Origin of the sequence: Bradyrhizobium pachyrhizi (genome assembly GCF_001189245.1) — a bacterium.
Taxonomy (GTDB): Bacteria; Pseudomonadota; Alphaproteobacteria; order Rhizobiales; family Xanthobacteraceae; genus Bradyrhizobium; species Bradyrhizobium pachyrhizi.
Genome location: NZ_LFIQ01000084.1, coordinates 104,046 through 124,714, shown reverse-complemented (window position 1 = coordinate 124,714; position 20,669 = coordinate 104,046). Strand labels below are relative to the sequence as shown.

The 20,669-nt window shown below is 65.9% G+C and carries 15 protein-coding genes and 1 pseudogene; 8 read left to right on the top strand and 8 right to left on the bottom strand.

What is annotated here, in order from left to right:
* The first annotated feature begins 102 nt into the window (after positions 1-102).
* The gene (locus AKL29_RS19340; protein WP_028332870.1) at positions 103-1,107 is read left to right on the top strand and encodes an SPFH domain-containing protein; all 1,005 of its coding nucleotides are present in this window, start codon (positions 103-105) and stop codon (positions 1,105-1,107) included.
* Positions 1,108-1,148: 41 nt separating this feature from the next.
* Positions 1,149-1,595, top strand: coding sequence for an NfeD family protein (locus AKL29_RS19335; protein WP_050385220.1), 447 nt, complete (start codon positions 1,149-1,151; stop codon positions 1,593-1,595).
* A 118-nt stretch (positions 1,596-1,713) separates the two neighbouring features.
* Here the strand turns inward: AKL29_RS19335 and AKL29_RS19330 are convergent, their stop codons facing one another.
* Complete coding sequence (locus AKL29_RS19330; protein WP_050385219.1) at positions 1,714-2,049, bottom strand: winged helix-turn-helix transcriptional regulator; 336 nt, start codon at positions 2,047-2,049, stop codon at positions 1,714-1,716.
* Between the two features lie 87 nt (positions 2,050-2,136).
* Between AKL29_RS19330 and AKL29_RS19325 the strand changes: the two are divergent.
* Positions 2,137-2,675, top strand: a pseudogene (locus AKL29_RS19325) (carboxymuconolactone decarboxylase family protein).
* Between the two features lie 97 nt (positions 2,676-2,772).
* Here AKL29_RS19325 and AKL29_RS19320 read toward each other — a convergent pair.
* Positions 2,773-3,780 (bottom strand): KpsF/GutQ family sugar-phosphate isomerase, encoded by a 1,008-nt coding sequence (locus AKL29_RS19320; protein ID WP_028332874.1) that lies wholly within the window; start codon positions 3,778-3,780, stop codon positions 2,773-2,775.
* Between the two features lie 261 nt (positions 3,781-4,041).
* Here AKL29_RS19320 and AKL29_RS19315 point away from each other — a divergent pair, with 261 nt between their 5' ends.
* Positions 4,042-5,730, top strand: a complete 1,689-nt coding sequence (locus AKL29_RS19315; protein ID WP_152977660.1) for an outer membrane beta-barrel protein — start codon at positions 4,042-4,044, stop codon at positions 5,728-5,730.
* A gap of 178 nt (positions 5,731-5,908) precedes the next feature.
* On the opposite strand, the gene AKL29_RS19310 is transcribed toward AKL29_RS19315, so the two are convergent.
* On the bottom strand, positions 5,909-7,366 hold the full coding sequence (locus AKL29_RS19310; protein ID WP_028332876.1) for a glutamate synthase subunit beta: 1,458 nt from the start codon (positions 7,364-7,366) through the stop codon (positions 5,909-5,911).
* A gap of 159 nt (positions 7,367-7,525) precedes the next feature.
* The gene (gltB, locus tag AKL29_RS19305; protein ID WP_050385217.1) at positions 7,526-12,262 is read right to left on the bottom strand and encodes a glutamate synthase large subunit; all 4,737 of its coding nucleotides are present in this window, start codon (positions 12,260-12,262) and stop codon (positions 7,526-7,528) included.
* Positions 12,263-12,732: 470 nt separating this feature from the next.
* Between gltB and AKL29_RS19300 the strand changes: the two genes are divergently transcribed.
* On the top strand, positions 12,733-13,533 hold the full coding sequence (locus AKL29_RS19300; protein ID WP_050385216.1) for a hypothetical protein: 801 nt from the start codon (positions 12,733-12,735) through the stop codon (positions 13,531-13,533).
* A 229-nt stretch (positions 13,534-13,762) separates the two neighbouring features.
* Here the strand turns inward: AKL29_RS19300 and AKL29_RS19295 are convergent, their stop codons facing one another.
* Positions 13,763-14,239, bottom strand: coding sequence for an Hsp20 family protein (locus AKL29_RS19295; protein ID WP_028341344.1), 477 nt, complete (start codon positions 14,237-14,239; stop codon positions 13,763-13,765).
* Between the two features lie 221 nt (positions 14,240-14,460).
* On the opposite strand from AKL29_RS19295, the gene AKL29_RS19290 reads away from it, so the two are divergent.
* A complete protein-coding gene (locus tag AKL29_RS19290) occupies positions 14,461-15,408 on the top strand; it encodes an alpha/beta fold hydrolase (RefSeq protein ID WP_028332880.1) in 948 nt (315 codons plus the stop codon).
* 68 nt (positions 15,409-15,476) lie between these two features.
* Here AKL29_RS19290 and AKL29_RS19285 read toward each other — a convergent pair whose 3' ends face one another.
* On the bottom strand, positions 15,477-16,136 hold the full coding sequence (locus AKL29_RS19285) for a hypothetical protein (protein WP_050385215.1): 660 nt from the start codon (positions 16,134-16,136) through the stop codon (positions 15,477-15,479).
* Between the two features lie 60 nt (positions 16,137-16,196).
* Positions 16,197-17,996 (bottom strand): adenylate/guanylate cyclase domain-containing protein, encoded by a 1,800-nt coding sequence (locus AKL29_RS19280; protein WP_050385214.1) that lies wholly within the window; start codon positions 17,994-17,996, stop codon positions 16,197-16,199.
* A 237-nt stretch (positions 17,997-18,233) separates the two neighbouring features.
* On the opposite strand from AKL29_RS19280, the gene AKL29_RS19275 reads away from it, so the two are divergent.
* Complete coding sequence (locus tag AKL29_RS19275; RefSeq protein WP_028332883.1) at positions 18,234-18,869, top strand: LysE family translocator; 636 nt, start codon at positions 18,234-18,236, stop codon at positions 18,867-18,869.
* A gap of 16 nt (positions 18,870-18,885) precedes the next feature.
* Here the strand turns inward: AKL29_RS19275 and AKL29_RS19270 are convergent, their stop codons facing one another.
* Positions 18,886-19,638: a sulfite exporter TauE/SafE family protein gene (locus AKL29_RS19270; RefSeq protein ID WP_050385213.1), complete on the bottom strand. Its 753-nt coding sequence runs from the start codon at positions 19,636-19,638 to the stop codon at positions 18,886-18,888.
* Positions 19,639-19,730: 92 nt separating this feature from the next.
* On the opposite strand from AKL29_RS19270, the gene AKL29_RS40805 reads away from it, so the two are divergent.
* The gene (locus AKL29_RS40805) at positions 19,731-20,624 is read left to right on the top strand and encodes a LysR family transcriptional regulator (RefSeq protein WP_082190628.1); all 894 of its coding nucleotides are present in this window, start codon (positions 19,731-19,733) and stop codon (positions 20,622-20,624) included.
* Positions 20,625-20,669: the final 45 nt, after the last annotated feature.

Sequence of the window (20,669 nt, the reverse complement as noted above, 5' to 3'; positions counted from 1 at the left end):
TATGTGCTAGGGAGAACAACAGCCGGCTGAACCGGCGGAGTGGTCCTGCCGACCAATGCACGACCGTGACTGGCGACGGTCTCGCCGGCCTTGGAGGAATTTATGACTGGCTTCGACGTCTTCGCGATCGCGTTTGTTCTTCTCGTCATCGTTACGCTGTTCGCCGGGATCAAGACCGTTCCGCAGGGTTTTGACTGGACCATCGAGCGGTTCGGCAAATACACCCGCACGCTGTCGCCCGGCCTCAATTTGATCGTGCCCTATTTCGACCGCATCGGGCGCAAGATCAACATGATGGAGCAGGTGATCGACATTCCCGAGCAGGAGGTGATCACCAAGGACAACGCCACCGTGACCGTGGACGGCGTCGCGTTCTACCAGGTGTTCGATGCCGCCAAGGCGAGCTACGAGGTTGCCAATCTCAACCAGGCGATCACCGTCCTGACCATGACCAACATCCGCTCGGTGATGGGCTCGATGGATCTCGACCAGGTGCTGTCGCATCGTGACGAGATCAACGAGCGGCTGCTGCGTGTGGTCGACGCCGCGGTATCGCCCTGGGGCGTCAAGGTCAACCGCATCGAAATCAAGGACATCGTGCCGCCGGCGGACCTCGTCGAGGCGATGGGCCGGCAGATGAAGGCCGAGCGCGTCAAGCGCGCCGACATTTTGCAGGCCGAGGGCCAGCGGCAATCCGAAATCCTGCGCGCCGAGGGCGCCAAGCAGGGCCAGATCCTGCAGGCTGAGGGCCGCCGCGAGGCCGCCTTCCGCGACGCCGAGGCGCGCGAGCGGCTCGCCGAGGCCGAGGCCAAGGCGACCCAGATGGTGTCGGAATCGATCGCCAAGGGCGACGTCGCCGCGCTGAACTATTTCATCGCCGACAAGTACATCAAGGCGTTCGGCCAGCTTGCGGAGTCGCCGAACCAGAAGGTCCTGATGCTGCCGATCGAGACCTCGAGCGTGCTGGGTTCGCTGGCCGGCATCGGCGAGATCGCCCGCGCCACCTTCGGCGAAAGTGCGGCGTCCGCCACGGCCGCAGCACGGCGTGGCGGTTCGGTGCCGCCGGCCGGGCCACCGGTGCCACCGCCGGTGCCGCCGCAGCGGTGAGGGCGTGACGGCGTCGCGCCCGCAATGGTAGAGGTCACGTCATGGCCGAGATGTTTTCGACATTGGGTACCTGGAACTGGCTGATCTTCGGCTTCATCCTGATGGCGCTGGAGCTCGCGGCGCCCGGAGTATTCCTGTTCTGGCTCGGGCTCGCGGCGCTTCTCGTCGGCCTGCTGTCGTTCGCCTTCACGTCGTCCTGGCAGATACAGCTCTTGATGTTCGCAGTGTTCGCCGCGTTGGCGGTGCCGGCATGGCGGCATTTCGCGAAGGGCGCGACGGCGGCCAGCAAGACCAATCCCTTCCTCAACCGCCGCAACGAAGCCCTGGTCGGCCGCGAATTCACGTTGGAGAAGCCGATCGTCGACGGATCGGGCACGGTGCGGATCGACGACACGGTGTGGCGCGTCGCCGGCCCCGATGCGCCCGCCGGCAGCCGGGTCAAGGTGGTCCGCGCCGACGGCGCGAGCCTGACGGTGGCTGCGGTCTAGCCGGCGGCGCGCTTGCTCCAGTCATCTGTAGCCCCGGGGTGAGCGCAGCGATACCCGGGTAAACCGGTCCCGCATATCGCTCCGCTCATGCGGGCTACACACTGACGGTCACTGAGATCTAGCTGCCTCCCCGCTTGCTCCAGCGCTCGGCGAAACGGTGGAGCGGCGTGAAGGTCTGGAACAGCTCGCGGCCGAGCGCGGTGAGCCCGTAACCCTCATCCGTCAGTTCGACGAAGCCGGCCTCGCGCAGTTCGGTCAATCGCGTCTGCAGGATCGTCGGCGAGGCCTCGTCGCAGGCGGTGCGCAGCGCGCGCGAGGTCAGCGCGCCCTCGCGCAGCTCCCAGATGATGCGCAAGGTCCAGCGCCGTCCCAAGAGATCGAGCAGCGCCATGATCGGGCGGCCGGACCGCGAGCCGCGGACGGCGGGTCTTGTGACTGGGCCCTGCTTCGGCATGTCGCGAATTCCTGTCGAATCTCTCTTGCGAGCCGCTACAGATATTGTAGCGTATCGCTACATTAAATGTAGCAACGGGATCAGCCCATGTCACGCCTCGCGCCGCTCGATCCGCCTTATCCGGCGGACGTTCAACAGCATTTCGATCGCATCATGCGCGGCAAGCCACCGCTGGTGCTGTTCCGCGTGATGGCCGGTCATCCGCGCGCCTGGGAGAAGTTTCGCGGCGGCAGCCTGCTGGATCGCGGGCCGTTGTCGCTCAGGGCGCGGGAGATCGTGATCGACCGCACCTGCGCACTCAATGCCTGCGAATATGAATGGGGCGTCCACGTCACGGCGTTCGGCACGGCCGCCGAATTGACGGAGCAGGAGGTCCACGCCACCGTGCGCGGTGCGGCCGATGCCGGCTGCTGGTCGCCGGCCGAGCAGGCGATGATCGCGGCGGTCGACGCGCTGCATGCCCGCGCGACACTGGATGACACGGAATTCGCGGCGCTCTCGGCGCATTACGATGAGGACCAGATCCTGGAGATCATCCTGCTGTGCGGCTTCTACCGCACGGTCTCCTACCTCGCCAACGGCTGGCCCTGCCGCTGGAGGAAACCGCGGCGCGGTTTCCGAGGTAGCCGCTGTCATTCCGGGGCGATGCGAAAGCATCGAACTATGGTGCGCAATTGCGCATCTGAGGTTCACGCTTCGTGTGCCCCGGAATGACCGAGTGAATTACGCCACACCCGCCCGCAGCAGATCGTGCAGATGGATGATGCCGACCGGCTTCTTGGCGTCGGTCACGATCAGCGTCGTGATCTTCGAGGCGTTGAGCAATTCCAGCACTTCGCCGGCCAGCGTATCGCGGCTGATCGTCTTCGGCGTCCTGGTCATGACCTCGTCGACCGACAGCGTCAAAAGGTCGGGGCGCATCTGCCGGCGCAGATCGCCGTCGGTGACGATGCCGACGAGATGGTCGTGGCGGTCGACGATGCCGACGCAGCCAAAACCCTTGGAGGTCATCTCGACCAGCGCATCCGACATCTTGGTGCCGAGCGGCTTCAGCGGCAGCGCGTCGCCGCCATGCATCAGGTCGCGGGCATATTTCAGCAGCGCGCCGAGCTTGCCGCCCGGATGCAGCACGCTGAAATCGGTCGAGGTGAAGCCGCGGCCCTCGAGCAGCGCGATCGCCAGCGCATCGCCGAGCGCCAGCATCATCAGCGAGGAGGTGGTCGGCGCCAGATTGTGCGGGCAGGCCTCGCGGGCCTTCGGCAGCGTCAGCTGCACGTCGGCGGCCTTGCTCAGCGTCGAATCCTTGTCGGCCGTCATCGCGATCAGCGGAATGCCGAAGCGCGCGGCATAGGCGATCAGGTTGCGCATCTCCGGCTGCTCGCCGGACCACGACAGCGCCAGGATCACGTCATCGATCGTGATCATGCCGAGGTCGCCATGGCTCGCTTCGGCGGCGTGCACGAAGAACGCCGGGGTGCCTGTCGAGGCAAAGGTCGCGGCGATCTTGCGCCCGATATGGCCGGACTTGCCGAGCCCGGTGACGATCAGCCGTCCCTTGGCCTTGCCGATCAGCTCGGACGCGGCGGTGAACGGCGCGCCGAGGTCGGACTTCAGTGCCGCGGACAGGGCTGCGACGCCGCTTGCTTCGGCATCGAGGGTGCGGAGCGCCGATTGAACGGCGCCGTCATCGGGGCCGGATGATTTGGTCATCAGCGGTTTCGGTTTGGCCATTTCGGATTCCAGGGGAGGGGTTTTGCACCCGGGCATCTCCCTTAGCACGTTCGATTCCGCGATGCGACGCGCGGCAGCCGATCCTCAACGGCTCATTAACCATAATTGTTTTAACTCCATTAACGACGTTTTCCGCCGCCCGGTGGAGTGCGTCCGACAAGTATGTGAATTCGTTGGAGTTTTTCCATCGTGTTGCGGCGGCCAGCAAGCGGCCCAGACCGGCGTGGACGCCTCGTCCGCGCGGTTTTGCCATGTCCGGCCGTGACCGCTCTGGCGCTGACCGTGACCACCGGGTTCGCCGCGGCCCAGACCGTGACGCCCGATCTGTTCAGCGCCAATCGCCAGAGCCAGGTGATCACACAGGATTCGCCGCTGCGCCGGACCACGGCGGACGCGATGGATCCGCTCAACGGTCTGAAGCTACCCGACGCCGATCGCGATCGCCGTTCCTCTTCGTCTTCATCGACATCGACGTCGACGACGCGGATCGGACAGGTCCCGACCTACGGGCTCCCCGCGGCGAACGGCGCCGCGACGTCGGGCTATGACTCGCTCAACCGCAAACGCCAGAAGCCGAAATATTATCCCGGCCAGGCCAGGCCGAAGCCGCCGGCCGGACCCGGCTCGCCGCAGCCGACGCCGGCGCCATTGAACGCCACCGGGCAGCTGCGACTGTCGATCCCGCCCTCGGAGACCGCCAACAAGACGCCGCTGCCGCCGGCGATGGCCGGCACCATCGTCGGCCAGCCGCCGCGCAAGCGGCTCAAGATCGACGACGATCCGTTCGGCGCGGTCGGCGATTATGCCGGCTCGTTCATGGTCAAGACCGCGGTCGAGGTGATGGCCGGCTACGACACCAACCCTGGTCGGCTCTACTCGCCGCAGGGCAGGGCGTTCTACATGGTCGCGCCGGAATTCCTCGCGGTCTCCGACTGGGAGCGTCACGCCGTCGTCGCCGATTTGCGCGGCTCCTTCAACGGCTATGGCTCCGGGCTGACGCCGAACGCCGACGGCACGCCGCTGTCGGCGCCGCTCGACATCGACCGTCCGAATTTCACCGGCCATATCGACGGCCGTCTCGACGTCACCAAGGACACGCATCTGCTGGGACAGGCCCGCCTGCTGGTCTCGACCGACAATCCCGGCAGCCCGAACGTGCAGGCCGGCCTCGCCAGATATCCGATCTACACCACGGTCGGCGGCACCTTCGGCATCGACCAGCATTTCAACCGCATGCAGGTCTCGCTCGGCGGCACGGTCGACCGCACCGACTACCAATGGTCGAAGCTCACCGACGGCACCTCGTCGTCGAACGACGATCGCAACTTCACCCAATATGGCGGCGTCGGCCGCGTCAGCTATGAGCTCAATCCGGCCGTGAAGCCCTTTGTCGAAGTCGAGGGCGACAGCCGCTTCCATGATCTCTATCTCGACCGCAACGGTTACGCGCGCAATTCGTCGGGCGGTTATGCCAAGGTCGGTACGTCGTTCGAGTTCACCCGGCTGTTGTTCGGTGAGATCTCGATCGGCTATGCCATGCGCGACTATGTCGACCCGCGGCTTAGCCGACTCGAAGGCCTGCTCACCACGGCCTCGCTGACCTGGACCGCTACGCCGCTAACCACGGCCAAATTCTATTCCGACACCCAGATCGGCGAGACCACGCTGCCCGGCACCTCGGGCGTGCTGTCGCGCACCTACACCGTCGAGGTCGATCACGACTTCCGCCGCTGGCTGACCGGCATCGGCAAGTTCACCTACGGCACGCTCGATTACCAGGGCGACAACCGCACCGACAAGATCTACGCGTTGTCGGGCGACCTGATCTACAAGCTGACCCGCAGCCTCTGGATCAAGGGCACGCTGAGCCGGAACTGGCTGGATTCGAATCAGCCGGGACAGAGCTCGGCGTCGACGGTGATGATGCTGGGCGTGCGGGTGCAGAATTAGCGGCGAGGGTGCGCACGTCGCATCTCAAATGAGATGTCGTGCCCCGCGAAGGCGGGGCACCCAGCACGCCGCGGCCTATCCGTTCAAGCCCTGACGTCTCTGGAATACTGGATCGCCCGCTTTCGCGGGCGATGACAGCTGCGTTTGTGGATGCAGTTCGGCGAAACCGCCGGGGCACTCACCCCGGCAGATCCGTCTTCCCCATCAGGAAGGTGTCGATCGAGCGCGCGCACTGGCGGCCTTCGCGGATCGCCCAGACCACGAGCGACTGGCCGCGGCGCATGTCGCCGGCCGAGAAGATTTTCGCGCGCGAGGTCTGGTAGTCGTGCAGGGACGCACGGACGTTGCCGCGCTGGTCGAGCTCGACGCCCAGCGTCTTGAGCAGGCCCTCGTGCACCGGATGCACGAAGCCCATCGCCAGCAGAACCAGTTCGGCATCCAGCGTGAACTCGGTGCCGGGCAGCGGCTTGAACTTGTCGTCGACCTTGACGCAATGCAGCTTCGTCACCTTGCCGTCGACGCCTTCGAACTTCGTCGTCAGCACGGCGAATTCGCGCACCGCGCCTTCGGCCTGGCTCGACGACGTGCGCATCTTCAGCGGCCAGTTCGGCCAGGTCACGCCCTTGTTCTCGTGCTCGGGCGGCGCCGGCATGATCTCGAGCTGGGTCACCGACGTTGCGCCTTGCCGGAACGAGGTGCCGATGCAGTCCGAGCCGGTGTCGCCGCCGCCGATCACGACGACATGCTTGCCGCCGGCGAGGATGTCGGCGGCGCCGTTCAGCGGCTCGCCGGAGACGCGGCGGTTCTGCTGCGGCAGGAAGTCCATTGCGAAGTGGATGCCGGAAAGCTCGCGGCCGGGGATCGGCAGGTCGCGCGGGGCTTCCGCGCCGCCGGTCAGCGCCACGGCGTCATACTGCTTGGCGAGCTCCTGCGGATCGATCGCACCCGGCGTCGAGCCGCCGACGGCCTTGCCGTAATGGAAGGTGACGCCCTCGGCCTCCATCTGCGCCACGCGGCGGTCGATGATGCCCTTCTCCATCTTGAAGTCGGGAATGCCGTAGCGCAGCAGGCCGCCGGCCTTGGCGAACTTCTCGTAGACATGCACCTCGTGGCCGGCGCGCGCGAGCTGCTGCGCGGCGGCCATGCCGGCGGGACCCGAGCCGATCACGGCGACCTTCTTGCCGGTCTTAACGGCTGCGATCTCCGGCTTCAGCCAGCCATTGTCCCAGGCGCGGTCCACGATCGCGCATTCGATGGTCTTGATGGTGACCGGATTGTCGTCGATGTTGAGCGTGCAGGACGCCTCGCACGGCGCCGGGCAGATGCGGCCGGTGAATTCGGGGAAGTTGTTGGTCGAGTGCAGGTTGCGCGAGGCTTCTTCCCAGTTGCCCTGATAGACGAGGTCGTTGAAATCGGGGATCTGGTTGTTGACCGGGCAGCCCGGCGTGCCCGGCGCGGTCGAGCCGGTGCCGTGGCAATAGGGGATGCCGCAATTCATGCAGCGCGCCGCCTGGTCGCGCGTGTCCTTCTCGCTCAGCGGAATGACGAATTCCCTGAAGTTCTTGAGTCGATCGGCGACCGGCTCGTACTTGCGGTCATGCCGCTCGATCTCGAGAAAACCTGTGATCTTACCCATTGAAACCCGATGCCCCTGCATCATGTGTTCGTCTGTTCTGTTTGACCCTCATCCTGAGGAGCGGCGCGTGCGCCGCGTCTCGAAGGATGGAGGCCCGTGTGGCGGCCTCATGGTTCGAGGCGGCGCTGCGCGCCTCCTCACCATGAGGGTCTTTCAGGCCTACGCGCCGATCGCGATCTTCGGCTCGGCGTCGGCGTTCGCCTTCATTTCCTTCAGCGCGCGGCGGTACTCCACCGGCATCACCTTGCGGAATTTCGGCAGCCAGCTCTTCCAGTCGGCGAGAATCTCCGCCGCCTTCTTCGAGCCCGTCAGCTTGGCGTGACGCGTGATCAGGACGTGCAGCCGCTCCACGTCGGAGTCGAGCAGGTTCTGGAACACGTCGACCCGGCCATGCGCCTCGAGATCGCCGGAGTGGTGGTAGGTGTCGGCGTTGATCATCTCCTCCGAGAGCACCGGCTCGAGCTCGACCATCGAAAGGTTGCACAGCTTGTCGAAGTCGCCGGCCTCGTCCAGCACATAGGCGATGCCGCCGGACATGCCGGCCGCGAAGTTGCGCCCGGTCTTGCCGAGCACCACGACGATGCCGCCGGTCATGTATTCGCAGCAATGATCGCCGGCGCCCTCGACGACCGCGACTGCGCCGGAGTTGCGCACCGCGAAGCGCTCGCCGGCGATGCCGCGGAAGTAGCACTCGCCCGCGATCGCGCCGTACATCACGGTGTTGCCGACGATGATCGACTCTTCCGGCACGATGCCGGAGATCTTCGGCGGCTTGACGATGATGCAGCCGCCCGAGAGGCCCTTGCCGACATAGTCGTTGCCTTCGCCCTCGAGCTCGAAGGTGACGCCCTTGGCGAGCCAGGCGCCGAACGCCTGTCCCGCCGTGCCCTTCAGGCCGACATGGATGGTGTCGAGCGGAAGGCCGGCATGGCCGTAGATCTTGGCCACCGCGCCCGACAGCATCGCGCCGGCGGAACGGTCGGTGTTGTTGATCTCTTCCTCGATCTTGACGGGGGCGCCGCGATCGAGCGCGGCCTGCGCCTTCTCGATCAGCCGGCGGTCGAGCACGGCTTCCAGATGGTGGTTCTGGCTCTCCGAGTGATAGATCGTCTGGCCCTTCTCCTCCTTCTGCCGCACGAACAGCTTGGAGAAATCGAGGCCCTTGGCCTTCCAGTGCGAGACCAGCGCGGTCTGGTCCAGCATCTGGACCTGGCCGACCATCTCGTCGAACGTCTTGTAGCCGAGCTGCGCCATGATCTCGCGGACTTCCTCGGCGACGAAGAAGAAGTAGTTGATGACGTGCTCGGGCTGGCCGGTGAAGCGCTTGCGCAGCACCGGATCCTGGGTCGCGACGCCGACCGGGCAGGTGTTGAGGTGGCACTTGCGCATCATGATGCAGCCCGCCGCGATCAGGGGCGCGGTGGCGAAGCCGAACTCGTCGGCCCCGAGCAGCGCCCCGATCACGACGTCACGGCCGGTGCGGAAGCCGCCGTCGACCTGGACCGCGATGCGGCTGCGCAGCCGCTGGCGCACCAGCGTCTGATGGGTCTCGGCAAGACCGATCTCCCACGGCGAGCCGGCATGCTTGATCGAGGTCAGTGGCGAGGCACCGGTGCCGCCCTCGAAGCCCGCGATGGTGACATGGTCGGCGCGCGCCTTGGCGACGCCGGCGGCAACCGTGCCGACGCCGACTTCCGACACCAGCTTGACCGAGACCTGGCCGTCGGGATTGACGTTCTTAAGGTCGTAGATCAGCTGGGCGAGGTCTTCGATCGAGTAGATGTCGTGATGCGGCGGCGGCGAGATCAGGCCGACGCCGGGCGTCGAATGCCGGACGCGGGCGATCGTCGCGTCGACCTTGTGGCCGGGCAGCTGGCCGCCTTCGCCGGGCTTGGCACCCTGCGCCATCTTGATCTGCATCATGTCGGAGTTGACGAGGTATTCCGTCGTCACGCCGAACCGGCCCGAGGCGACCTGCTTGATCGCCGAGCGCATGCTGTCGCCGTTGGGCATCGGCTTGAAGCGGTCGGATTCCTCGCCGCCTTCGCCGGTGTTCGACTTGCCGCCGATCCGGTTCATCGCGATCGCGAGCGTCGTGTGCGCCTCGCGCGAGATCGAGCCGAACGACATCGCGCCGGTCGAGAACCGCTTGACGATGTCCTTGGCCGGCTCGACGTCCTCGAGCTTGACCGGCTTGCGCTTGTCGTCCTCGGCGCTCTTGATCCGGAACAGGCCGCGCAGCGTCAAGAGACGCTCGGACTGCTCGTTGAGGATCTTGGCGAACGCCCGGTAGCGCTCCTGCGAATTGCCGCGCACGGCATGCTGCAGCGTCGAGACCGATTCCGCGGTCCAGGCATGGTCCTCGCCGCGGGTGCGGTAGGCATATTCGCCGCCGACATCGAGCGCGCTCTTGTAGATCTGGCCGTCACCGAAGGCGTCGGTGTGGCGCCGTACGGTCTCCTCGGCGATCTCGCCGAGGCCGACGCCCTCGATGCGGGTGTGGGTGCCGGCGAAATACTTGACGACGAAGTCCGCCTTGAGGCCGACCGCGTCGAAGATCTGCGCGCCGCAATAGGACTGGTAGGTCGAGATGCCCATCTTGGACATCACCTTGAGCAGGCCCTTGCCGATCGACTTGATATAGCGCTTGACGATCTCGTAATCGTCGAGCGCGCCGGGCAGCCGGTCCTTCATCGCGAGGATGGTTTCGAACGCGAGGTAGGGGTTGATCGCTTCGGCGCCGTAGCCGGCGAGGCAGGCGAAGTGATGCACCTCGCGCGGCTCACCGGATTCCACGACGAGGCCGACCGAGGTGCGCAGGCCGGTGCGGATCAGGTGATGATGCACGGCGGCGCAGGCCAGCAGCGACGGGATCGGAATCCGGTCGGTGCCGGTCATGCGGTCCGACAGGATGATGATGTTGATACCCTCGCGCACCGCGCCCTCGGCGCGTGCGCAGAGCTCGTCGAGCACCTGCTCCATGCCCGCCGCGCCGAATCCGGCGTGGAAGGTGGTGTCGAGCGTGCGCGACTTGAAGTGGGTCTCGGCGACGTCGGAGATCGAGCGGATCTTTTCCAGATCGGCGTCGGTCAGGATCGGCTGCCGCACCTCGAGGCGCTTGGTCGAGGCGACGCCCTGCAGGTCGAACAGGTTCGGCCGCGGCCCGATGATCGAGACGAGGCTCATGACGATTTCCTCGCGGATCGGATCGATCGGCGGGTTCGTCACCTGCGCGAAGTTCTGCTTGAAGTAGGTAAACAGCTGCTTCGGCTTGTCCGACAGCGCCGAGATCGGCGTGTCGTTGCCCATCGAGCCGGCAGCTTCCTCGCCGATGGCCGCCATCGGCGTCATCAGGATCGCGATGTCTTCCTGGCTGTAGCCGAAGGCTTGCTGGCGATCGAGCAGCGGCAGGTTGGAGCGCACGCCCTTGGCTGGCGCATCCGGCAGCTCCTCGAGCTGGATCTGGGTGCGATGCAGCCAATCGCTGTAGGGGTGACTCTTGGCGAGGTCGGCCTTGATCTCATCGTCGGGAATCAGGCGGCCCTGCTCGAGGTCGACGAGCAGCATCTTGCCGGGCTGCAGCCGCCACTTGGTGACGATCTGGTCCTCCGGAATCTTCAGCACGCCCATTTCGGACGCCATCACGATGCGGTCGTCCTTGGTGACGAGGTAGCGCGCCGGGCGCAGGCCGTTGCGATCGAGCGTGGCGCCGATCTTGCGGCCGTCGGTGAAGGCGATCGCGGCCGGGCCGTCCCACGGCTCCATGAGCGCGGCATGATATTCGTAGAAGGCGCGGCGCTGCTCATCCATCAGGGGATTGCCGGCCCACGCTTCCGGAATCATCATCATCACAGCGTGCGGCAGCGAGTAGCCGCCCTGCACCAGGAATTCGAGCGCGTTGTCGAAGCAGGCGGTGTCGCTCTGGCCTTCATAGGAGATCGGCCACAGGCGGCTGATGTCCTTGCCATAGAGCTCCGAATGCACGGAGGCCTGCCGCGCCGCCATCCAGTTGACGTTGCCGCGCAGCGTGTTGATCTCGCCGTTATGGGCGATCATCCGGTAGGGATGCGCCAGCGACCAGGTCGGGAAGGTGTTGGTCGAGAAGCGTTGATGCACCAGCGCCAGCGCGCTGTCGAAGTCGGCCTCGTGCAGGTCAGGATAGTACTTGCCGAGCTGGTCGGCGAGGAACATGCCCTTGTAGATCACGGTGCGGCACGACAGCGAGCACGGATAGTAGCCAGCCATGCCGCGGTCGCGGCGCTGATAGATCGCCTGCGAGATCGACTTGCGCAGGATGTACAGGTGGCGCTCGAAATCGTCCTCGGTCTTCGCAGCACCATTGCGGCCGATGAAGACCTGCATGTGGTAGGGCTCGGTCGGCTTCACGGTGACGCCGAGCGAGGAATTGTCTGACGGCACATCGCGCCAGCCGAGCAGCTTGAAGCCCTCGTTCTTGATCTCGTCGGCGATGATGCTCTTGATCACGTTCCGCCACGCGGCATCGCGCGGCATGAACAGCGCGCCGATGGCGTATTCGCCGGGCTGCGGCAGCTTGAAGCCGAGCTCCGCGGTCTTGCGCGCAAAGAAGGCGTGCGGGATCTGCACCAGGATGCCGGCGCCGTCACCGGCGCGCGGGTCGGCGCCGACGGCGCCGCGATGCTCGAGGTTGCACAGGATGTTCAGCGCGTCGGAGACGATCTGGTGCGACTTCTGGCCCTTGATGTTGGCGATGAAGCCGACGCCGCAGGAATCCTTTTCCAGGCTCGGATCAAACAGGCCTTCGGCTTCCGGGCGCCAAGTATGCAACTCACGCGCGGGCTCGGCCGCTTTCGAGTCCGCGGTCGCCGACAGCGTTCCTGCCACGATGTTTTCGCGCTCGAATTCCGACCCGCTCATGTGTCCTCTCCCTTTCGTAAGGGCCCCACCGTATTTGGCGCACCTTGGACGTTGCGGCACCCACCGGGCCACCGCTCGTCCGCCGCGAGCCGCATTTTCCTAAATTCAGACGACGGGCGTTTCAACGTCCCCTGAGGGACGGCCCTGCCTGCAGCATTCTCGGAGCTCGGGGCGCCGAGGTCTCGTTGCAATCCCTATGCCGGGATGGCCTCGAAATTGAGACAGCTTTACTGTCCTAACTTAGACCTTGCCAAATTTTTGTCTATCACACAAGCGCGAGGAAGTCCTCGCCCGCATGCTCGGATCGAACGGCTCGGCGGGGATGAGGCGCCCCCGATTCGAAGCAAACACGCCGTGATCTGGCCCAAGGAGCGACCAAGGACCGCCGAATTTGAAACTGAAGTTTTGCCCCGGGCAAGCCGGCAAGAGAGCGGAAACGCTCCAGGGCGGGGCAGACAGGAGTTACGGCGATGAAGTTGTTCACAGGTTCGGTTGCTGCCGCCGCCCTCGCGCTCAGCGCAGCCTCGGCCGAGGCCCAGCTGGCGACGTCCGCCCGGATCGGCAGCCCGCTTCTGGTCAGGGTATCCGACATGGACGGGCCCTATGCCGCCATGCCCGAGGTTCCGCCGCCGCCGCGCTTTGGCCGGGTCCCGAGCCTGTTGCCGCCGGTCGAGGTCTATACCGTGCTGCGCGAGAACGGCTATCTGCCGCTTGGCGCGCCCCGGCAGCGCGGGTTCGTCTACACGATCTCGGTGATCGACCAGGGCGGCGACGACGGCCGGCTGGTGATCGATGCCCGCGACGGCCACATCATCCGCTTCACGCCGGCCTCCCGGCTCGGCAACAATTACGAAGAGGAAATGAGCGCGACCGACGGTCCCGTCGGGCCGATGCCGCGGCCAATCCAGGCCCGGGTGCCGCGCCCGCCGCTCCCGATCCCGCATGTCGCCAGCCGCGTGCCGGTGCCGAAGCGGAACCCGCTGGGGGCCAAGGCCCAGGTTCCGGCGACCCAGGCTCCGGCGGCAGCCCAGGCTCCTGTCCCGGCGGCCCAGGCCGCCGTCCCGCAGGCGGCCACGCCGCAGCCTGCCCAGGCAGCCGCACCCGTGCCGGCCGAGCAGGCCGCAGCCCCAAAGCCGGCCGAGGCCCAGGCTGCGCCGCAAGCCGTCCAGCAAGCCGAGGCTCCGACCGTCGGTCAGGGGGCTCCGCCGCCGGCGCCTGCACCCGCGATCCTGCCGACCCAGGCAATGCCCAAGGTGCAGGGATTGGAGTGACCCGCGTCGCTCTGTAGCCCGGATGGAGCCAACGGGTCGCGCGAACGCGCGCCCGATGACAGGCTCCGCGAAATCCGGGGCGGTCCCGTCGCGGAGAAGGTCCCCCGGATTGCGCTTCGCCCCATCCGGGCTACGAAGGCTTCATCCGGCTACGAAGCCAACAAAAAACGCCCCGGTTTCCCGGGGCGTTTTCGCGATCAGCCAATATCTGCTGACGCGGGTTTGGTGCTTAGGCGGCGACCTTGCCGGCCGAGCCGTCAACGACCTGCGGGGCCTTCTCGCCGCCGCCGATCGGAATGCTGCGGGGCTTCTTGGCCTCGGGAATCTCGCGGACGAGATCGACGTGGAGCAGACCGTTCTCGAGCGAAGCGTTCTTCACCTGCACGAAGTCGGCAAGCTGGAAGACGCGCTCGAAGGCGCGGGAGGCGATGCCGCGATAGAGCACTTCGGAGCCGTTGCCGGAGTTCTCGTTGGCGGTTTTCTCGCCCTTGATCGTCAGCGTGTTCTCCTTCGCGACGATCGAAAGCTCGGCCTGCGAGAAGCCGGAGACCGCAACGCTGATCCGGTAAGCATTCTCGCCGGTGCGCTCGATGTTGTAGGGGGGATAGCCGGGGCTGCCGTCCGAGGTCACCTGATCGAGCAGGTTGAAGAGGCGGTCGAAGCCGACGGTGGAACGATAAAACGGAGTGAGGTCGTAGCTACGCATAGGAATAGTCCTCCATTGAGCGACTGTTTCAGTTACCCGCCCGCCATCGGGCCGGGCTTAGATGTGTGCAGCCTGATGTTTCGGTTCCGAAGCACTGGTAGCGGCCTGCACGGAGGTGATATGGGAGGGGTCACGTTGCGTTCAAGAGGCGGAAACCGCGTCGCATTTTTTGGCGCCGGCGTCCTTGATCTCCACCCTGTCTCACCACTCCGGTCCCCTTCATGACGCTCGTCTCGATTCCCGCCAACCCGGTTCCGGACGACGTTGTCAGTGGCACCATCAAGACATCAGACGGGGCTGAGCTGCGCTTTGCGCGCTGGGCGCCGCCGCCCGGCCGCAAGGGCACGGTCTGCGTGTTCGGCGGGCGTGGCGAGATGATCGAAAAATATTTCGAGACCGTGCGCGATCTGCGCGACCGCGGCTTTGCGGTGGCGATGATCGACTGGCGCGGACAGGGCCACTCGTCGCGGCGGCTGCGCGATCCCCGCAAGGGCTATGTGCGCGACTTCGCCGACTACGAGGTCGACGTCGAGACCTTCGTGCAACAGGTGGTGCTGCCGGATTGCCCGCCGCCCTATTTCGCGCTGGCGCATTCGATGGGCGGTGCGGTGATGCTGCGCCTCGCGCATGCCGGCAAGCGCTGGTTCGACCGCATGGTGCTGTCGGCGCCGATGATCGACCTGCCGCGCCGCCGCGTGTCGTTCTTCCCGAGCACGCTGCTTCGGATCATGCGGCTGGCCGGGCAGGGCGGCCGCTATGTTCCCGGCGGCAGCGACGAACTGGTCGGCCTCGCGCCCTTCATCGGCAATCCCGTCACCAGCGACCCGGTGCGCCATGCCCGCAACGCGGCGATCCTGGAAGAAGACCCGACGCTCGGCATCGCGGCGCCGACGATCGCCTGGGCCGACACCGCGTTCACCGCGATGCGCACCTTCCGCGGCATGTCGTATCCGTCCGAAATCCGCCAGCCGATCCTGATGCTGGCGGCGAGCAATGACGAGGTGGTGTCGACGGCCGCGATCGAGGAGTTCGCCTATCACTTGCGCGCCGGCTCGCATCTCGTGATCGCCGGCTCCAAGCACGAAATCCTGCAGGAGCAGGACCGCTACCGCGGCCAATTCTGGGCGGCGTTCGATGCGTTCGTGCCGGGCACGCCGCTGTTCAAGTGAAACATGGCGTTTTCGAGCGAAGCGGATACCGGTTCGCGTGAAGAAAACGCGTCCAACAAAAATCTAGTCTAGCGCTGTAGCATCGCGACGATCCGGTCGGGAAAGCGCTTGTCCACGAACAGCGTCCTGACCTCGGCGACGCTGAGATAGCGGTCCTTGCCTTCGCCCTTGCCCATGATGTCGAGCAGCACCGGCCACTCGCCGAGCATCAGGAGCGGATAGTAGCAGTGCAGGATGCCGTAGGACGGCGGATGCTCGTCCTTGGCGCGCTGGAAGTTCGCCGCCATGAAGGTCTTGATCTCGGCGGCCGACAGCCCGCGTTCGACGCTGCCGTCGGGTGCCTTGTAGTCGCTGCCGAAGGTCGCGAGCCGCGCGATTTCGTCCTCATGGACCACCGCGTGCTGGTCGAGGATGCGCGAGCCGGCGCCGTGCTTGTCGAGCGGGCCGTTGCGTAACGCGTCGAGAATGGCGCCCTGGAACAGGCTGCGCAGCTGGCTGAAAGGACCGAGGCCGTTGGCGATCTGCGCCACCATGAAGATCTTCGCCCGCGCGGTGAATCCCTCGAACCCGGTCTTGCCGGTTGCGCGCCCGATGGTGCCGGTCAGTTCAGGCAGCGGCACGATATGGCCGCCGACATAGTTGCCGGCGACGAGCGCCCGCAGGAACGGGCAGGGATTGTCAGGGGAGATCTGCGGGGCGGGCGCCGCGCTTGCAGCCGTATCGGACATCAAACCACATCCTGAAAAGCTTCAGCTTAAAAAGCATCCATTACCGGTGGATGAATTCGCTCAGGAGTCGACGGCGAATTTCGAGGTGGATGCAACCAGAGCGAGTTTGCCGAACGGCAGGCCGGCTTTCAAGAGGCCGTCGCGATAATGCGCGATGTCGGCCGGGTTCTTCCAGTGGAAATTGCGCAAGTGACGCTCGACCGTCAGCTCGGGATGGTTGGCGAGCAGGGCTTCGGCCGCCTGCGCGGCCTCGTCGGCGCGGCCGAGCTGGGCGAGCGCTGCGGTGCGCACCGCAAGGCACTGCAGATGGTTCGGGTTCAGATACAGCCCCTCGCGCGACCACGATAGCGACGCGTCATATTGCCCGAGCAGATAATGGCTGAATGCGTTCAGCGCCGCCCATTGGTAGCGCGGGTCGCTGTTGCCGCGCTGGACCGCGGTCGAGAACAGGTCGACCGCCTTGCGATGGTCGCCGATCACCATGTGGCAAATGCCGAGCACGCCGCGCGCGCCCATGTCGTAGGGGTTGAGCTCGATCGCCCGCTTGATGACATCCATCGCGGCTTCGTAATGGCCCTGCATCGCGTGCAGATAGGCCAGCAGCGAAAACGCGAACGAGGAGCGCGGGTCGAGCCGCACGCTGCTCTCGGCCAGGCTGACCGACGAGGCCCACAATTCGCGCGTGCTCGGAATCCAGCCGAACTGGATGCTCTGGATCTGGATCAGCGCCAGATAGGCGCGCGCGATCGACAGCGCGGGGTCGAGCTCGATCGCTTCCTTGAACAGCGCGATCGCGGTTTCGCAATCGTCCTTGGTCTGTTGGTAGTAGTGCGACAGCCCCTTCAGGAAGCGATCCCACGCCGTCAGCTCGGCGTTCGGCGAGCGCGCCGGTGCCGACGCCTCGGCGCGATAGATCTCCTGGGCGACGGCGGCGGAGAGATTCGCGGTGATCTCGTCCTGCATCGCGAACAGGTCGCCCATGTCGCGGTCGTAGCGGCCGGTCCACAGCTGCTCGCCCTTCTCGGGCGCGATCAGCTCGGCGGAGACGCGGATCTTGTTGCCGGCGCGCCGTACCGAACCCTGGATCAGATAGGTCGCGTCGATCTCGCGCGCGATCAGCCGCGTCGAGACGTTCTTGCCCTTGTAGGCGAAGGTCGAGTTGCGGCTCAGCACGCGATAGAAGGATTGCAGCGACAGCGCGTGGATCAGGTCCTCGGTCAGGCCGTCCGAGAAATATTCGTCGGCGCCGCCGCTCAGATTGTCGAACGGCAGCACGCCGACGATTGCGGTCCGATATTGGCCCGGCAGATGCGGACCATCCTCCGGAACCTGCTCCTGGGCATCGGACCCGGCCGGCGCCCAGGTCCAGACATTGACCGGCTCGGCGATGTTCTTGAAGCGGTGCGGGCCGGCGTCAACGAGGGTGACGGCAAGCCGCCGTCCCGCTTCAGTGCGGGCCTTGTCCGACACCGCGATGCCGCCGGGCGTTGCGACCGTCTCGAGGCGGACGGCGATGTTGACGTCGTCGCCGAACACCTCGTCCTCGTCGGCCATGACGTCGCCCATGTGGACGCCCATCCGGAAGTGCATGGCGCGGTCGGCCGGCAGATGTTCGTTGCGCTCGGCCATCAGGGTCTGCATCGCGACGGCGGCCTCGATCGCGCCGATGATGCTCGGAAATTCCAGCAGGAAGCCATCGCCGGTGTTTTTGACGATTCGGCCGCCATGGTTGAGGATGATCGGGTAAATCGCGCTACGGTGCGCCTTGAACGAGGCATGCGTCCCCGCCTCGTCGGCACCCATCATGCGGGAATAGCCGGCGATGTCAGCGCAAAGAATGGCAGCGAGCCGTCTTTCCATGTCTCCTGTGCCCTGGAATGGCCACTTAGCCGAGGTGACCGAATCCGATACTTACAAGACAGGCCGGGTCCGGCGGAAGCCCGGTTTGCAGGCACCTATAATGCATAGTAGCAGAATTGGCATGCGACCAACGGATCGTACAGTCGTTTCTCTACTGAATTCGTGTGTCGCTGGGATGGCGCCGGCTGGCTGATCATCCTTTCCGGGCAGTTACTTGCATAGGTTAACCTCGCTGACATGCTGGGAATTCACGAACTTTGGCTGTTTGTCCTGTCCGGGCTGCTGCTCAACGTCACACCGGGCCCGGATACCGCTTATATCATTGGGCGCACGATTCAGCTCGGATGGCGCGGCGGCGCCGCTGCGGCGATCGGTATCAGCGCCGGCTGCCTGGTCCATGTGCTGGGCGCGGCGATCGGCCTGTCGGCGCTGCTGATGGCCTCGTCGACCGCGTTCCTGGCCGTCAAGCTGGTCGGCGCGGCCTATCTGGTGCTGACCGGCCTGCAGATGCTGCTGACGCGCGCCAAGCCGCTCGCGGAGATCGCCGGGCAGGGCGGCGAGACCTCGATCTCGCGCGTGTTCTGGCAGGGGGCGCTGACCAATATCCTCAACCCGAAGGTGGCGCTGTTCTTCCTGGCTTTCCTGCCGCAATTCGTGGCGGCCGATTCGCCGCACAAGACGCTCGCCTTCCTGGTGCTCGGCCTGATCTTCATCACCGGCGGCACGCTGTGGTGCCTCGGTCTTGCGGCCTTCGCGGCGCGGGCTGCCGGCCGCATCAGGCAATCGGCCGGCGTGATCGCCTGGATCAACCGCTCGCTCGGCGCGCTCTTCATCTATCTCGGCGTCCGCGTCGCGACGCTGGAGGCGCGGTAGCTCTGGCTCCGCCGCTCTAGCCGTGGATCTTGGGCAGCGCGCTGCCGGCGAGATAGACGCCGAGCAGGATCATCGCGATCAGGAACCAGCGGCGGAACACCTCGGGGTGCATCCGTGTGCGAACCGCCTGGCCGATGAACATGCCGGTGAACGACGCCGCCATCGCGACCGCGCCCGGCAATGCAGTGGCCGCTGTCAGCAGGCCCGATGCCGTGAGGTTGAACGCGAGCGCCACGGTCGCAGTGGTAAAGAACACGCCGAGCGCCTGCACGAGTTCGTCCTTCTCCATTCCGATCGCCTGCATGAACGGCATCGAGGGGATGACCTGAACGCCGGTCGCCGCCGAGATCAGCCCGGTGATGACGCCGACGATGCCGCCGATCCATTTTTCGTCGCGCCGCGCGACCTTGAAGCTGAACCGGCTCAGGCCGACGATCGCGTAGATCACCAGCAGCACGCCCAGCACGACGGTGCCGTAGGCCGCGTATGGCCCGGTCAGCAGCCCGGCATTGATCCAGATCCCGGCCACGGTGCCGAGCATCAGCGGCCACAGCCGCTTGATGATGTCGCGCAGATAGGGCCCGACGAAGGTCTGCCAGATATTGGTGACGATCGCGGGCACAATCACGATCGCGATCGCCTGGCCCGGCGCCATCGTGGTTGCGAGCAGCCCCATCGCGACCGTCGGCAGGCCGAGGCCGAGCGTGCCTTTGACGAAGCCGGCGAGCAGGAAGGCGAAGGCGATGAAGATCAGGAGATGGTCGACCATGGCGGCACATTGACCGATCGAGCCGATCGGCACAATCTGGAGGTTACGGAGTTAGCCTTCGGGTGATCCGAAGGTATGGGGCGGGAAACGTCATGCGGTTCGACCTGATCGACTTGCAATTGTTCATCGCGGTTGCCGATGCGCGCAGTATCACGCAGGGCGCGGCGCGCGCGAATCTTGCGCTGGCTTCCGCCAGCGAGCGGATCAAGGGCCTCGAGGAGGCGCTCGGCGTCGCACTGCTCAAGCGCGGCCGCCGCGGTGTCGAACTGACGGCGGCGGGCGAGAGCCTGCTCGGTCATGCCCGCATCGTGATTCACAATGTCGAGGCGCTGCAAAGCGATCTCGCCGCCTATGCCAGCGGCGTGCGCGCCAACGTGCTGTTGCTGGCCAACACCTCGGGCCTGTCGGAGCATCTGCCGCGGGCGCTCGCGGCCTTCCTGCACGAGCATCCCGATATCAGCGTCGATGTCGAGGAGCGCGAGAGCACCGATATCGCGACCGCGATCGCCAGCGGCGCCGCCGATCTCGGCTTCGCCGCGGAGCACGCGCTGCCCGACAGCGTCGAGCGCTTCCTGTTTAGCGAGGACCGCTTGATGCTGGTAGCGTCGCGACGCAGCGATCTCGGCGGCCGCCGCCAGATCGACTTCCAGGAGGTGGTCGGCCGCGATTTCGTCGGCCTCACGGCAACGTCGGCGCTGCAGGTCCATATCTCGCGGCACGCCGCAAAGCTCGGCGCGCGGCTGCGCTTCCGCGCCCGCCTGCGCGGCTTCGACGCGATCTGCCAGATGGTCGGCGCCGATGTCGGCATCGCCGTGATTCCGGAGACCGCGGCGCGGCGCTGCGCGGCATCGATGCCGATCACGACGATAAGGATCCGCGACGCCTGGGCCAACCGCCGGCTGACGATCTGCGCGCGCAGCTTCAAGGCGCTGCCGCGCGCGGCCAAGCAGCTCGTGGATTATCTGCGCGCCGAAGCGCAGCGCTGACGGCTGGCTCATTTCGTCGTCACCACGCCGGCGTCCTAGATCACC